Source organism: Synechococcus sp. FACHB-909 (assembly GCF_014698945.1).
Classification (GTDB): Bacteria; Cyanobacteriota; Cyanobacteriia; order PCC-6307; family Cyanobiaceae; genus Cyanobium.
Window position 1 is genome coordinate 24,813 of record NZ_JACJTY010000012.1, and the last position, 14,652, is coordinate 39,464.

14 protein-coding genes are annotated in these 14,652 nt (G+C 69.6%); 11 read left to right on the forward strand and 3 right to left on the reverse strand.

Annotated features, from left to right (window positions below):
• Positions 1-4 precede the first annotated feature (4 nt).
• The 6 genes from hypB (at position 5) to H6G99_RS15225 (ending at position 5,848) form a co-directional block, all read left to right on the forward strand.
• On the forward strand, positions 5-706 hold the full coding sequence (hypB, locus tag H6G99_RS15200; RefSeq protein WP_094584063.1) for a hydrogenase nickel incorporation protein HypB: 702 nt from the start codon (positions 5-7) through the stop codon (positions 704-706).
• Positions 706-2,070: a type III glutamate--ammonia ligase gene (gene glnT / locus H6G99_RS15205; protein ID WP_094584062.1), complete on the forward strand. Its 1,365-nt coding sequence runs from the start codon at positions 706-708 to the stop codon at positions 2,068-2,070. The genes hypB and glnT (H6G99_RS15205) overlap by 1 nt, the downstream gene beginning before the upstream one ends.
• A 128-nt stretch (positions 2,071-2,198) precedes the next feature.
• Positions 2,199-3,209, forward strand: coding sequence for an ABC transporter substrate-binding protein (locus H6G99_RS15210; RefSeq protein WP_094584061.1), 1,011 nt, complete (start codon positions 2,199-2,201; stop codon positions 3,207-3,209).
• Positions 3,210-3,214: 5 nt separating this feature from the next.
• Entirely contained in the window at positions 3,215-3,991 is a 777-nt protein-coding gene (locus H6G99_RS15215) for an ABC transporter permease (RefSeq protein ID WP_190612384.1), read from the forward strand.
• A 5-nt stretch (positions 3,992-3,996) separates the two neighbouring features.
• Positions 3,997-4,764 carry an ABC transporter ATP-binding protein gene (locus H6G99_RS15220; RefSeq protein ID WP_094584060.1) on the forward strand — a complete coding sequence of 256 codons (768 nt, stop codon included), beginning with the start codon at positions 3,997-3,999 and terminating at the stop codon, positions 4,762-4,764.
• Positions 4,765-4,798: 34 nt separating this feature from the next.
• Positions 4,799-5,848 carry an aromatic ring-hydroxylating oxygenase subunit alpha gene (locus H6G99_RS15225; RefSeq protein WP_190612391.1) on the forward strand — a complete coding sequence of 350 codons (1,050 nt, stop codon included), beginning with the start codon at positions 4,799-4,801 and terminating at the stop codon, positions 5,846-5,848.
• Here the strand turns inward: H6G99_RS15225 and H6G99_RS15230 are convergent.
• On the reverse strand, positions 5,797-6,012 hold the full coding sequence (locus H6G99_RS15230; RefSeq protein ID WP_190612393.1) for a hypothetical protein: 216 nt from the start codon (positions 6,010-6,012) through the stop codon (positions 5,797-5,799). The genes H6G99_RS15225 and H6G99_RS15230 overlap by 52 nt on opposite strands.
• Positions 6,013-6,028: 16 nt before the next feature.
• The gene (locus tag H6G99_RS15235) at positions 6,029-6,889 is read right to left on the reverse strand and encodes a sugar phosphate isomerase/epimerase family protein (RefSeq protein WP_353617264.1); all 861 of its coding nucleotides are present in this window, start codon (positions 6,887-6,889) and stop codon (positions 6,029-6,031) included.
• 171 nt (positions 6,890-7,060) lie between these two features.
• Here H6G99_RS15235 and H6G99_RS15240 point away from each other — a divergent pair, with 171 nt between their 5' ends.
• The 4 genes from H6G99_RS15240 to H6G99_RS15255 all read left to right on the forward strand — a co-directional run bounded on the left by H6G99_RS15240 (position 7,061) and on the right by H6G99_RS15255 (position 13,172).
• Positions 7,061-8,032, forward strand: a complete 972-nt coding sequence (locus H6G99_RS15240) for a fatty acid desaturase (protein ID WP_190612394.1) — start codon at positions 7,061-7,063, stop codon at positions 8,030-8,032.
• Between the two features lie 11 nt (positions 8,033-8,043).
• Entirely contained in the window at positions 8,044-9,129 is a 1,086-nt protein-coding gene (locus H6G99_RS15245; RefSeq protein WP_190612397.1) for an alpha/beta fold hydrolase, read from the forward strand.
• 114 nt (positions 9,130-9,243) lie between these two features.
• Positions 9,244-10,491 carry a type III glutamate--ammonia ligase gene (gene glnT, locus H6G99_RS15250; RefSeq protein ID WP_094584056.1) on the forward strand — a complete coding sequence of 416 codons (1,248 nt, stop codon included), beginning with the start codon at positions 9,244-9,246 and terminating at the stop codon, positions 10,489-10,491.
• 680 nt (positions 10,492-11,171) lie between these two features.
• A complete protein-coding gene (locus H6G99_RS15255; protein ID WP_190612399.1) occupies positions 11,172-13,172 on the forward strand; it encodes a glycosyltransferase family 2 protein in 2,001 nt (666 codons plus the stop codon).
• Here the strand turns inward: H6G99_RS15255 and H6G99_RS15260 are convergent.
• On the reverse strand, positions 13,081-13,437 hold the full coding sequence (locus tag H6G99_RS15260; RefSeq protein WP_233133752.1) for a winged helix-turn-helix transcriptional regulator: 357 nt from the start codon (positions 13,435-13,437) through the stop codon (positions 13,081-13,083). The two genes, H6G99_RS15255 and H6G99_RS15260, sit on opposite strands and share 92 nt — an antisense overlap.
• 146 nt (positions 13,438-13,583) lie before the next feature.
• On the opposite strand from H6G99_RS15260, the gene H6G99_RS15265 reads away from it, so the two are divergent.
• The gene (locus tag H6G99_RS15265; RefSeq protein ID WP_190612400.1) at positions 13,584-14,651 is read left to right on the forward strand and encodes an alkene reductase; all 1,068 of its coding nucleotides are present in this window, start codon (positions 13,584-13,586) and stop codon (positions 14,649-14,651) included.
• Position 14,652: the final 1 nt, after the last annotated feature.

The following is a 14,652-nucleotide window of genomic DNA, read 5'->3' on the forward strand; positions in this document are numbered from 1 at the left end:
CGCCATGCACATGCCCCTCGAAGACAGCCTCGGTCTGAATCTGCTGGCGGCCAACCAGCACCGGGCCGACCACAACCGCGAGCACTTCGACGCCTGGAACCTGCTCTGCCTCAACGTCATGAGCAGCCCCGGCGCCGGCAAGACCTCCCTGCTGGAGCGCAGCCTCGCCGCCCTCGCCGGCCGCTGGGCCATGGCCGTCCTGGAAGGCGACATGACCACCCTGCTCGACGCTGAGCGGCTGGAGGCCGTGGGGATTCCGGTGGTGCCGATCACCACCGGCCGTGCCTGCCACCTGGATGCCGCCATGGTCAGCGGCGGCCTGAAGCTGCTCCGCCAGCGGCTCGATCCCGCCGCCCTGGACATCCTCTGGGTGGAAAACGTGGGCAACCTGGTCTGCCCCGCCGAGTTCGCCATCGGTGAGCACCGCAAGGTGGCGCTCCTCAGCGTCACCGAGGGGGACGACAAGCCGCTCAAGTACCCGGTGATGTTCCGGGAAGCCGACTGCGTGCTGATCACCAAGGTGGATCTGCTGCCCCACCTGCCGGTGGATGTGGAGCGGATCGAGGCCCACATCCGCCAGGTGAACCCCCGCACCGCCGTGTTCCGCCTCTCCGCCACCACCGGAGAGGGCTTTGAGGCCTGGCACGACTGGCTCGACGCCCAGCGCCAGGCCGTTCAGATCTCCCCCGCCCTGCTGCACGCCTGATGAGTCACCAGCATCCCGCCTCCGATTCCACCTCGGCCCTGCAGGCCGACCTGCGCGCGAAGGGCGTCCGCTACGCCCTGGCCAGCTTCGTGGACCTGCACGGGGTGAGCAAGGCCAAGGCCGTGCCCCTCGAACACCTCGGCCAGATGATGGCCGGCTCCGAACTGTTCACCGGCGCGGCCCTCGACGGCGTGCCCCAGGAGGTGAGCGACGACGAGGTGGCCGCGGTCCCCGATCCCGCCAGCGTCACCGTGCTCCCCTGGCAGCCGGAGGTGGCCTGGTTCGCCAGCGATCTGCACCTGCACGGCCGCCCCTTCGACGCCTGCAGCCGCCACATCCTGGGCCGGGTGCGCCAGGAGGCCGCCGCCATGGGCTTCCGCTTCAACCTCGGCATCGAGACCGAGTTCTTTGTGCTGAAGAAGGGGGCGGCGGGGGGCTGGGTCCCCTTCAGCGACCGCGACACCCTCGACAAACCCGCCTACGACGTGCGCGGCCTGCTCGACAACCTGCCCTGGCTGGACGAGCTGGTGCAGGCGATGAACGGCCTGGGGTGGGGGGTCTATTCCTTCGACCACGAGGACGGCCCCGGCCAGTTCGAGACCGACTTCGACTACGCCGACGTGCTCACCATGGCCGACCGGCTGACCTTCTTCAAGCTGATGGCCAAGGAGATCGCCCATCGGCACGGGCTGCTGGCCACCTTCATGCCCAAGCCCTTCGGCGACCGCACCGGCAGCGGCGCCCACTTCAACATGTCCCTGGCGGACCTTCAGACCGGGGTGAACCTGTTCGCCACGCCCGAGGCGACCCCCGGGGAGGTCACCCGGCTGGCGGAGCACTTCATTGCCGGTGTGCTCCGGCACGCCCCCGCCATCTGCGCCGTGATCGCCCCGACGGTCAACAGCTACAAGCGCCTCGTCGCCCAAGGGAGCATGTCGGGGTTCACCTGGGCACCGGTGTTCGTCTGCTACGGCAACAACAACCGCACCAACATGCTGCGCATTCCCTCTCCCGGCGGCCGGGTGGAATGCCGGGCGGCCGACATCTCCTGCAACCCGTACCTGGGTGGGGCCCTGATGCTGGCCGCCGGCCTGGAGGGGATTCGCGAACAACTCGATCCCGGCGCTCCCAACCTGGTGAATGCCTACACACTCAGCGCGGCGGAACGGGCCGAGCGGGGCCTGAACATGCTGCCCCGAACCCTCGGCGAGGCGGTGGAGGCCTTCGCGGCGGATCCACTTGCCGAAAGCGTATTCGGTGATGCCATGTTCAAGGCGTTTATCTCCTACAAACGTGAAGAGTGGGAGTCCTACCACTCTGCTGTCTCCGAATGGGAACAGCAGCGTTATCTGGAGTTCTTCTGACCCTCTCCAACGGGGGGCTCCCTTCACCCAACAACCCCACGGAACCGAACCCAGCATCCATCTGGGATCGCGTCAAAGACGCGACCCTCTCCATCTGCGCAGGCACCACCCTTTCCCCGATTTCCCTGATGTTGAAAGCCACCTTGTTCCGTCGTCAACGCCGGGCCGTCGCCCTCACCCTGATGGCCGCTCTCGGGGGAGGATTGCTGGCCGGTTGCCAGCAGCCTGCGAGCCAGGAGGCGCCCGTCAAGATCGGCTACAGCGCCTGGCCGGGCTGGTTCCCCTGGAAGGTCACCGAGGTCAAGGAGCTGTTCAAGGAGCAGGGGGTGGCGGCCTCGATGCAGTGGTTCGACGGCTATCTCGATTCGATCAACGCCCTCAACGCCGGTCAGCTGGATTGCAACAGCCAGACCCTCAACGACACCATCAGTTCCGTGGCGGGTGGGGCCGATCTCCAGGTGGTGCTCCAGAACGATTTCTCCACGGGCAATGACCAGATCATCGCCGCGGCGGAGATCAAGTCGATCCCCGAGCTGAAGGGCAAGAAGGTCGCCGCCGAGGAAGGCACCGTCGACCACTTCCTGCTGCTCAAGGTGCTCAAGGATGCGGGTCTCTCCGCCAAGGACATCACCTTCGTTCCCCTCGAAACCGGCGCCGCCGCCGCGGCCTTCGCCGCAGGCAAGGTGGACGCCGCCGGCGTCTATGCCCCCTTCACCACCCAGGCCCTGAAGCGACCGGGCAGCCGGGCCCTGGCCACCTCCAAGGATCACCCCGGGGCGATCAGCGATCTGCTCGTCTGCCGCACGGAATTCGTCGCCAAGAATCCCGAGAAGGTCCAGAAGATCGTCAACGCCTGGTTCGCCACCCTCAAGACGATCAAGGACGACCCCGCCGGCACCCTGCCGATCCTGGTGGAACGCTCCGGCGTCAGCGAAGCCGAGTTCAAGGAGTACAACGCCGGCACCACCATCCAGACCCTGGAGGAAAACCGCAGCAACTTCAAGCCGGGCACCACGATGCTGTCGCTGCCCTATGCCGCCGAACAGATCAGCGTCTTCCTGGTGGAGACGGGCCTGGCCAAAACCAAGCCTGACCTCACCAACCTGCTGAACTCCCAGTTTGTCGACAACGCCCGTTGAGCACCATGGCCCGGTCCCCCGCCCTGCGTCGCTTCCTCAGCCACCCCTGGGTCTTGGGGGTGCTCGGCATCCTCACCGTCTTCCTGGTGTGGTGGCTGGTCACCGCCAGCGGCATGGTCGACAAGCTCTTCCTGCCGGGCCCTGGAGCGGTGTGGTTGGCGGGAACCGACCAGTTCCAGCGCGGAATCCTGGTGGCGGATGCGGTGGCCAGCATCAAGCGGGTCTTCATCGGCTTCGCGATCTCGGCAGGGCTGGCCCTGCCGATCGGCATCGCCATGGGCACGAACCGCACCATCTGCCACTTTCTGGAACCCCTGATGGCGCTGATCCGGTACATGCCGGCGCCGGCCTTCATCCCCCTGCTGATCATTTATTTCGGCCTCGAGGAGCTGCCGAAGGTGATGCTCATCTTCATCGGCACCTTCTTCTTCAACACCCTGATGATCATGGATGCGGTGAAGTTCGTTCCCTCCGAACTGGTGGAAACGGCCCTCACCCTGGGGGGCCGGGGCCTTCCCATCCTCACCTGGGTGGTGGCTCCCTACATCGCCCCCCAGGTGCTCGACACCTACCGCATCAACATGGCCTCGGCCTGGAACCTCGTGATCGTCGCCGAACTGGTGGCCGCCAACGAGGGCCTGGGCAAACGCATCAGCCTGGCCCAGCGATTCCTGCGCACCGATGAGATCTTTGTCGGGCTGATCGTTATCGGACTCATCGGTCTGATGATCGATCTGGGTTTCCGGTTTCTGATGCGACGGGCCTGTTCCTGGGCCAACTGAATCTCATGCATCTCCAGGTTTCCCAGGTTTCCAAGAGCTTCGGCGAGGGGCGGGATCGCAAGCTCGTTCTCGAAACCATCTCTTTCGAGCTGTTTTCGGGTCAGTTCATGGCTCTGGTCGGCAGTTCGGGATCCGGCAAGTCCACCGTGATGCGGCTGATCGCCGGCCTCGAGCGGCCCAGCGAGGGCACCATCCACCTCGATGGCGTGCCGGTCCGGCGCCCCGGCTCCGACCGCGGCATGGTGTTCCAGAAATACAGCCTCTACCCCTGGCTCACGGCGGCCCAGAACGTCGCCTTCGGCCTGTCCCTCCAGGGACGGGGCAAGGCGGAGATCCGCGAGCGGACCGCCTACTTCCTCGACGTGGTCGGGCTGGCCGACGCGGCCCGGCTGCTGCCGCGGGAACTCTCGGGGGGCATGCAGCAGCGGGTGGCCATCGCCCGGGCCCTGGCCACCGAGCCGAAGGTGCTGCTGCTGGACGAACCGTTCGGGGCGCTGGATCTGCAGATCCGCGAATCGATGCAGGAGTTCCTCCACGACCTCTGGAAGCGCACCGGGCTCACCGCCCTGCTGATCACCCACGACATCGAGGAGGCGCTGCTGCTCGCCGGCACCGTCCACATCATGGCGCCGCGGCCCGGCAGGATCGTCCACACCGTCGACGTCCAGCTGGACCGCTCCGACCTGCGCCACCTGCGCGTGTCCCAGCCCTTCCTGGAACTGCGCGAGGAACTCGCCAGCCGCCTGCGCAGCCTGGATGGCTCCCTGCTCTGAGCGTTCCCTCCGCCCTGCCCTGACCGTTCGTTCCATGGACACCGCCACCCGGGCCGCCTTTCTGCCAACGGAGCTGTACGGCTCGGTGTCCGTGGCCGCCCTGGAGCGCGAGCACTACGCCAGCCGCTTCTGGCACCCCGTCGCCGCCGCCGCCGATCTTCCGCAGGGGCATGTGCGGGCGCTGGAGCTGCTGGGCCTGCCCGTGCTGCTCTGCCACGGCAGTGATGGCGTCGTGCGGGCCTTCCGCAACCGCTGCCCCCACCGAGCCGTGGCCTTTCGCGAGCCGGCTGAGGGCAGCGTGGCCTGCCGGAGGCTGGTGTGCCCCTACCACGGCTGGACCTACGACCTGGGCGGCACGCTGCTGGCGGCCGCCCGGGAAGGGGAGTTCGTCGACCCCTTCGATCGCAGTGCCTGGCCACTCGAGGCCCTGGGCTGCCAGGTGCGCGCCTCCCTGATCTGGGTGGCCCTGGGGGCCGATCCGATCCCCCTCGACGACCAGCTCGATCTGCCGCTGCAGGAAGCCCCCGAAGCCCTGGCCCGAACCCTGGTGCCCCTGGCCTTCCACGAACGGGGGCTCGCCTGCAACTGGAAGATCGCCCACGACAACACCCTCGACGACTACCACGTCGCCATCGCCCATCCCACCACCCTGCATCGGCTGCAGGGCCCGGTGCGCAACTACCGCCATCGCTTCGGCACCTGGGCCAACGTGCTGGCCACCCCCTGGCCCGAGGCGGAGGGTGAGTTCCTCACCTTCGGCCTGCCGCCATGGAACCACCTGCTGCTGTGGCCCGACGGACGGATGGCGATGATCCAGTTCCTGCCCGACACGCTGGACACCTGCCGCATGCAGGTGTGGCTGCTGGGCCCCGCCTCACGCCAGGCCGAAGGGGAGGCGCTGATGGCGGAGATGGTCCACTTTCTCGCCGAAGACAGAGCCCTGGTGGAGTCGGCCCAGCGGGGTTACGGAGACGGGTTCCGCACCGGCCCCCCGCACAGGCTGGAGGCCCGGATCCTGCACCAGCAGGCGATCTATGCGGCGCTGCTGGAGCCCTGGTACGCGTCGGGGCGGATGCCCAGATAAACGGCCTCCTTGAACAGGGCGCGCTTGGCATCGGCGTCCTGGCGCTGCTCGGCGATGGCGTAGCGGGCGCGCAGCGAAGCGACCAGGGTGGCCTGGCGGGGATCGGACCCTTCGCTGGAATGGCTGGCCGACGGTGTGGCGGTCGGGGCGTCGATCACGTTCATCACGACGTAACTCTGTTCAGGATGAACACATCTTATCGCTGTTGTCGGCTATTGGCTGACTCCGTAACCACTGCGCCATCGCCGTGTTGATCGTCAGCAGATCAGCCACCGGGCGGTCCGTGAAGGGCAGGGTGGGCATGTACCCGTCAGGCCCGAATTCGGGCGTGAAGCTGGGCGGCGGCGCCCCGCGCTGGAGCGCCCTCTCGGTGAACAGGCGCCAGCAGGCCCGATGGGCCGCCAGCGCCTCCGCGTGCTCAGGGGCGAAGGGGTGGGACACCTGGGGACCCTGGGCATGGCCCACCCGGGCATGGATGTGGTCGACCCGCTCGGCCATCAACCGCACCGGCTCCAGATCCGGGGTCATCAGCCGTTCGGCCACCACGCACCAATGGCTCAGGTCGGCCGTGAGCCGCAGCCCGGGCACGGCCTCCAGCAGCGGCGCGATCGTCCAGGGCATCCCCAGGCAGCGGGACCGGTGGGTTTCGAAGCTCACCGGCAGGCCGCTGGCTGCCGCCAGGGCCTGGGCCTCGGCCAGGAAGGTCAGTTGCCGCTCCAGGGGCCAGGCATCGCTGCCGGTGAGCACGGTCACCCGGTGGGGGCGGAGGTGGGCGCAGCGGTTGAGCTGGTCCTCCAGTTCCGCCAGGTGCTGCGCCGGCGTGACGGCCAGCTGCGGCACGTAATCCCCACCGGTGACCACCTCCAGCACCAGGGGCCTGCCGGACGACAGCAGGCGGGCGGGTCCGTCCGGGTCGCCGACAAGGGAGGGATGGTGGATGTTCAGCTCCAGCCCGTCGAAGCCCCCCCCTTCCGCCGTCTCCAGGGCCGTGGAGAGGGGGCCCTCGAAGCCCCAGAGCGAGAAGAACAGCAGGGAAGGCACCGGGCCTGCACGACGCAGGTCCCACTCTTCCCTGCCGCGGGGCATCAGCGCGTAACCATCCCCACAGGGCGCCACACCCGGTGGGAGTGTTCGTGACGAACGGTGTCCGGCGGACCCCGAGCGGGACAGTGGGTCGACGACGTCTCCCTCCGCCGACCAACGGCGACCTTCGTGACCGCCTCCCCACCCTCCGCGCCACCGGCGGCCGGCCCGGGCGCCGCTGCGCCGCTGCTGTCCGCTCCGCTGCTGCAGCGCCTCAACGAGCGACGGGACGGGCCCGGCTGGCGCCGGCTGGCCTTTCACCTCACCGTGCTGGGGCTGGGGGCCTTGCTCTGGGGATGGCCGATGCCTCCCGCCCTACCCACCGCAGCGTTCTTTGGCCTGCGGCTGGTGGGCCTGCTGCTGCTGGGCTGGGGCCTGGCCTTCGGCTTCTGCGCCATGCACGAATGCGGCCACCGCACCGCCTTCGCCGGTAAGGGCCTCAACGACGCCGTGGCCTGGTGGGCCGGTCTGCTGAGCTTCTACAACGCCGATTACTACCGCCGCTACCACCAGTGGCACCATCGCTACACCCACCAGCCGGGCCTCGATCCGGAGCTGGAGGACGCCCCCCCCAGCAGCCTGGCCGGTTATCTACTCGAGCTCAGCGGGCTTCCCTGGTGGATCGGCAAGCTGCGCGGCCATGCCGCCGGCCTGCGCGGTGACTTCGGCGGCAGGCCCTACCTCCCCGCCGAGGCGGCCGCGGCCGTCACCCGTTCGATCCGGATCCAGGTCGCCGTCTACGCCGTCCTGCTGGTCGCCTCCCTCTGGCAGGGCAACGGTGCCCTGTTCTGGTTCTGGCTGCTGCCCCTGGCCGTCGGCCAGCCGCTGCTGCGCTTCGTGCTGATGGCCGAGCACGGGGGTTGCAGCACCGACACGGACGGCCTCAGCAACACCCGCACCACCCTGACGCTGCCGCCCCTGCGCTGGCTGATGTGGGACATGCCCTTCCACGTCGAGCACCACCTCTACCCCTCGGTGCCCTTCCACGCCCTCGCCGAGGCCCATGGCCATCTGGCCCCGAAGCTTGTGCACACGGGCCAGGGCTACCTGGCGGTGCACCGCGACTTCCTGCGCGATCCCGCCCGACTCGCCCTCCCCTGAACCCCGCTCCCTTGCCCCCCAGCTCCGCCCCCCCGCGCCGCTTCGCGCTCGGGGACTTTCCCCTCGCCGCCGGCGGGATGCTTCCCGCCGGCTGGCTCGACTATCGGGTGTATGGAACGCTGGCCGCCGACCGCTCCAACCTGGTGCTCTACCCGAGCTCCTACGGAGCCTGGCCCGAGGACATCGACTGGGTGGTGGGGCCGATCCTCGATCCGGAGCGCTGGTGCGTGGTGCTGGTCAGCCAGTTCGGCAATGGCCGCTCCACCAGTCCCAGCAACTCAGGAGCCGGCCTGATGGCCGGCCGCTGGCCCGTCGACCACCGCGACAACGTGGCCGCCCAGCGCAGGCTGCTGGAGGAGGTCTTCCAGGTTTTCGCGCCGGCCCTGATCTACGGCTGGTCGATGGGGGCCCAGCAGGCCTACCACTGGGCCGTGCTGGAGCCGGAGCGGACCCGGCGGATCTGCTGCGTCTGCGGCACGGCGCGCACCACGGCCCACAACCGGGTGTTCCTGCTCAGCCTGCGCCAGGCCCTCACCGCCGATCCCCACTGGGATGGGCGCTGCTTCCGGGGCGTACCTGAGCAGGGGTTGCGCACCTTCGCGCTGATCTACGCCAGCTGGGCCGCCAGCCAGCCCTTCTATCGCCGCGGCGCCCATCGCCAGCTGGGCTACGCCAGCGTCGAGGCCTACGTGGAGCAGGCCTGGCTGCCGGCTTACCGCCGCCACGACCCCCATGACCTGCTGGCCATGCTCGATGTCTGGCTGGCGAACGACGTGGCGGCCGCCGCCGGGATCAGCGCCGCCGATGCCCCTGGCGATGGTGCTGCCGATGGCGATCCAGAAGCCACGAGCCAAGGCGATCCCGATGCCGACCTGGCCGCGGCCCTGGGCCGGATCCGGGCCCGCACCGCCGTGATCGCCGGCCGCCACGACCTCTATTTCACCCCCGACGACTGCCAGGCCGAGGCCGCCCTGATCCGCGGTGCCCACTTCGAGGTTCTGGAGTCCGACCTGGGCCACCGGGCCGGCAATCCCCGCGACGCGCCGGCCGAGCAGCGCCAGCTGCGGGCCGCCGTGGATCGGCTCTGCACTGACTGACGCCTCTGCGCCGACTGACGGCTCTGCACCGACTGACGGCTCTGCGCTGACGGATCGCCTCCGGCCAGCCCCCACTCGCCGCCCCCACACCCGCCTCACCCCTCACCACCCCCGATGACCGATCTGGCCCGCTTCGCCGCCACCCATGGCATCCGCCACTTCCTCTTCTCCTTCTGCGACCTGTTCGGGGTGCAGCGGGCCAAGCTGGTGCCGGCGGCCGCGGCGGCCGAACTGGCCCGATCCGGGGCCGGCTTCGCCGGTTTCGCCGCCTGGCTCGACATGACCCCGGCCGATCCGGACGTGCTGGCGATCCCCGATGTCACCAGCCTGATGGTGCTCCCCTGGCAGCCGGACGTGGCCTGGGTGGCCACCGATCTGCAGGTGGAGGGCCAGGTGCTGGAGCAGTCGCCGCGCCGGGTGCTCCAGCGTCAGATCGCCCGGGCGGCGGCCATGGGCCTGCAGTTCCGCAGCGGCGTCGAGGCGGAGTTCTTCCTGATGGACCCGGAACGGGACGCCATCGCCGATGGCCTCGACCGGCAGTCGAAGCCCTGTTACGACCAGCTGGCCCTGATGCGCCACTACCCGCTGATCAGCGAACTGCTGGACGGCATGGAGAGCCTCGGCTGGGGGCCGTACCAGGCCGATCACGAGGACGCCAATGGCCAGTTCGAACTGAACTGGACCTACGCCGAATCGCTTCTGACCGCCGACCGTCACGCCTTCTTCCGCGTGATGGCGGCCGCCCTGGCGGAACGCCATGGGGTGCGGGTGAGCTTCCAGCCCAAGCCGATCCCGGCCCTCACCGGCAACGGCGCCCACCTGCACGCCTCGCTCTGGGACGAAGGGGGGCGCAATGTGTTCCACGACCCGGCCGGGGAGAAGGGCCTGTCGGAGGTGGCCTACCGGTTTCTCGCCGGCCTGCTGGCCCACGCCCCGGCCCTGTGCGCCCTCACCAATCCGGTGGCCGGCAGCTACCGGCGCCTGGCCCGGTCCGTCACCAGTTCCGGCGCCACCTGGTCCCCCTCCTGGATCAGCTACGGCGGCAACAACCGCACCCACATGGTGCGCATCCCCGACGACCAGCGGATCGAGCTGCGTCTCGGCGACGGCGCCGCCAACCCCTACCTGCTCCAGGCGGCGGTGCTGGCGGCGGGTCTGGACGGCATCGAACGGCGGCTCGAGCCCGGCCCCCGCAGCGATCTGAACACGTATGTGGAGGCACCGACGGGGGCGGCCTCCCTGCCCACCTGTCACGCCGATGCCCTTGAGGCCTTCCGCCACGACGCACCGCTGCGGGACTCCCTGGGGGAACCGTTCTGCACCGCCTACGAAGCCCTGGTGGCCCAGCGCAACGACGAGTGAGGGCCCAGGAAGGCGACCCAGCCCTGCGCGGGCGAAGACCAGCACGATTGCCTATGGCCAGGGCGGCCGGGAGGGATGAGAGTGAATTCAGAAACCAGGAGGCTCCAGCGATGGAAGACACCCCGCCCGGTCAGATGTCAGGAGTGTGCTGACGGCAGGCCCCTGCTCCAACAGTCTTGTTCCCTACAACGGTTTCCCGATCGTTCGCCGATTACCCGATGCATCGTTCAGGTGCCCACGGGTCCATGGAAACCGGCTCCTGGATGCCTCGGCCCCAGGTGCCTCCCCTCCGCAGCTCCGACTCCGAAACCCACCCCAGGGGACTCCCTATGGATCCCCAGCCCAGCTGACCTCTCTTTGATGGCGCGTCCATGGCGGAGGAGCATCCTCGTCTCCCTCCCCATCACCCATCCACGGTCCCCAAGGACCCGATCGTCAGCCCTTCTGATCGTCAACGCTTCCGAATGTCAACCGTCTAACCGACCGTTCAACCGGAGTCACCACCGACATCAGACAACCCGAACCACGTCAGGAACGTCACCGTTCCACCCCAAGCCCGGCGATCCTGGACGCCGGGCTTTTTCATGGGCCAGTGGCAGCTGAGGCCGCGGCCATGGGCCGGCCCGATCCCGGTGCGCCGGGAGAACCGCCTAGATTTGCTTAACAATTGGTCCGGGTCGATGGCACGCCTGCCCTGGGCCGTTCTGCTGCTGACACTGCTGGGGGCCCGTTATCTGAACTGGCGCTTCAGCGCCAGCCTCAACCTGGCCACGCCGTTGTCCGCCAGCCTCAGCCTCCTGACCCTGGCGGCGGAGCTGGTCATGCTGGCCGGGTTCTTCCTGCAACTCTGGTTCACGCTCCTGCCCGAACGGCCGGCGCCCCCCGCAGGTCCGATCCCCACGCCCGTCCCGTCGATCGACGTGCTCGTGCCCAGCTGCGGCGAACCGGTCGAGCTGGTGGAGCGCTGCCTGCGGGGCTGCCTGGCGATGGACTACCCCAGCCACACGGTCTGGCTGCTCGACGACAGCGACCGGCCGGAACTGGCGGAACTCTGCGACCGCCTCGGCTGCCGCTATGTCGCCCGCCGGGAGCACGCCCATGCCAAGGCCGGCAACCTCAACCACGGGCTGCGCCACTGCCAAGGGGAGCTGGTGGCGGTCTTCGACGCCGACGTCGTGCCGCTGCGACCCTTCCTGCGCCGCACGGTCGGCCTGTTCGCCGACCCGTCGGTGGGCTTCGTGCAGACCCCCCAGAGCTACATGAATGCCGATCCGGTGATGCGCAATCTGCGCCTGGAGCGCTGGCTGCTGCCGGACGAGGAAAGCTTCTACCGCTGGATCCAGCCCACCCGCCAGAACCTCAATGCCGTGGTCTGCGCCGGCACCTCCTTCCTGATGCGGCGCGAGGCGCTGGAGCGGGTGGGCGGCTTCGAGACGGCCACCCCATCGGAGGACCTGGCCACCGGCATCCGGATCACCGCCGCCGGCTACCGCAACCACTACCTCTCGGAGAAGCTGAGCGCCGGCCTGGCCCCCTTCACGGCCGCGACCATGGCGCGGCAGCGCTGCCGCTGGGGCAGCGGTTCTCTCCAGACCCTGCGCACGGGAGCCGATCCGCTGCGGATCCCCGGGCTCAGCCCCCTGCAGCGACTGGCCTACAGCGAAGGCATCCTGCACTGGTTCACCTTCCCCGCCCAGCTGGTGCTGCTCTGCACGCCGCTCAGCCTGGGCCTGCTGGGCATCGCCCCGATCCTCTTCAGCGGCGATGCCCTGCTCACGGTTGCCATGCCGTTCGTGTTCAGCCAGCTGCTGCTCACCCGCTGGCTGAGCGGCCACGCCCGCGCCGCGATCCTGCCGGAGCTGTACCGCTGGATCTTCCTGGTGCCGATCTGTGCCGCCGTGGTCGCCACGGCCCTGGGCCGGCCGCGGCGGTTCCGGGTCACGCCAAAGGCGGTGGTCGGCCGGGACACCGGCCCGGATGCGGGCCTGCTGCTGCCGCTGCTGGCCCTGCTGGCCCTGCAGCTGGTGGCGCTCTGGAATCTGGCGCAGGGTCGGCTGCCGCTGCTGGCCGGCCAGGAGGGGCTGCTGCCGGCCTCGGCCGCCACGGTCGGGGTGGTGCTGGGCTGGAGCCTGCTCAACGGCCTGCTGCTGCTGCTGGCGATCCGCAGCTGCTGGGACCGGCCCCACCGGGATGGGGTTCCCTGGTTTGCCCTCTCGGTGCCGGTGCGGCTGCAGCACAGCGGCGGAACCGTGCACGGGCGCCTGAGGGCGGTAAGTGCCACGGGCGCCGAGCTCGGCCTGGAGAGCCCGGAGGACGCTTTGGTGCTGCAGGCGGCCGACAGCCTCAGGCTGGAGGGGCTGGTGCCGGGTCTGGCGCTGCCGTTCCTGGCGATGGCCCGGGAGGCCGGTGCCATCGGCGGGGTCTGGGGACCGCTCACCCCGCCGCAGCGGGATCAGCTGGAGTCCCTGCTCTACCGCCGCGAGGGGCTGTGGCCGACCCTGCGGGCCCCCTTCGAGCTCCGCACCCTGCCCCTGGTGCTGCTGCGCACGCTGCAGCGGGTGGAGCCGGAAAGCTGGTTCCGCCGCAGCCTCATTCCCCAGCTTCCACCGCTGTCGGGGTTGCCGCTCCCCAGGCATGCAGACCTTCCAGCACGGGCAGGAGCGCCCGACCCCGCTCGCTGAGGTCGTACTCCACCCGCGGCGGCACCTCACCGAAGACGCGGCGGCAGACGACGGCATCGGCCTCCAGCTCCCGCAGCTGGGCCGTGAGCACCTTGTGGCTCACCCCCACCAGGGACCGCTGCAGGGCCGAGAAGCGCTGGGGACCCTCCCGGAGCCGGCAGAGGATCAGCAGCTTCCATCGGCCGCGCATCACCCGCAGGGCCAGCTCCGCCGGGCAGAGCTGGGAACCATCGGAGTCCAGGGAATCGGGGAGAGAGGCCGTCACAGGGATCGGGGTTACCGGCAGGTGCCCCAGGCACAAGCGGGTGCGTTCTTGTCAGTCAGGGTGGGGGTCCGCCAGAGTCCCCCCATGACCTTAACAATCCCTTACGGCCCGGGGCATCCCCGCTCCAGCCGGTCGGTCACCGCCCCATGAGCGACCTGTTCACCCCCCTGACCGTGGGCCCGCTGCAGCTGCCCAATCGGGTGCTGATGGCCCCCCTCACCCGATGCCGGGCCGAGCCGGAGCACGTTCCAGGCCCGCTGATGGCCACCTACTACCAGCAGCGGGCCAGCGCCGGCCTGCTGATCGCCGAGGCCACGATGGTGCTGGAGGGCAACTCGGCCTTCTGGCACGAACCCGGCATCCATTCGGCGGCCCAGGTGGCGGGCTGGCGACTCACCACCGACGCGGTCCATGCCGCCGGTGGGCGGATCGTGCTGCAGATCTGGCATGGCGGGCGGGCCTGCCACCCCCTGCTCAACGATGGCCGCCAGCCCGTGGGGCCGAGCCCGATCGCGATCACCGGCGACGAGGTGCACACCCCCGAAGGGAAACAGCCCTATGTCGTCCCCCGGGAGCTGGCCGACGACGAACTGCCCGCGATCGTGGCGGGGTTCCGCCAGGCCACCCGCAACGCCATCGACGCCGGCTTCGACGGGGTCGAGGTGCATGGCGCCAACGGCTACCTGCTCGACGCCTTCCTGCGGGACGGCAGCAATCGGCGCCAGGGTCCCTACGGCGGGCCGGTGGCCAACCGGGCCCGGCTGCTGCTGGAGGTGCTGGAGGCCGCCCGGGCCGAATCGCCCCTGGTGGGCCTGCGGATCTCGCCGCTGAACGGCTACAACGCCATGGTCGACAGCGACCCCATCGGACTGTCCGCCTGGCTGGCCCAGCGGCTGGAGAGCACCGGCCTGGATTACCTGCACGTGATGCGGGGGGACTTCCTCGGCCAGCAGCACGGCGATGTGCTCACCCCGATCCGTTCCGGCTTCAGCGGGGTGCTGGTGGGGAACATGGGCTACACGGCCGAGGAGGCCAATGCCGCCATCGCCGCCGGCCAGCTGGACGCGGTGGCCTTCGGCACGCCGTTCCTGGCCAACCCGGACCTGCCCGAGCGCCTGCGCCTGGGCGCCCCCCTGCAGTCCCCCGACCCGGCCACCTATTACTCCCCCGGTCCGGCCGGCTACACCGACTACCCCTTCCTGGAATCCGCCTGAC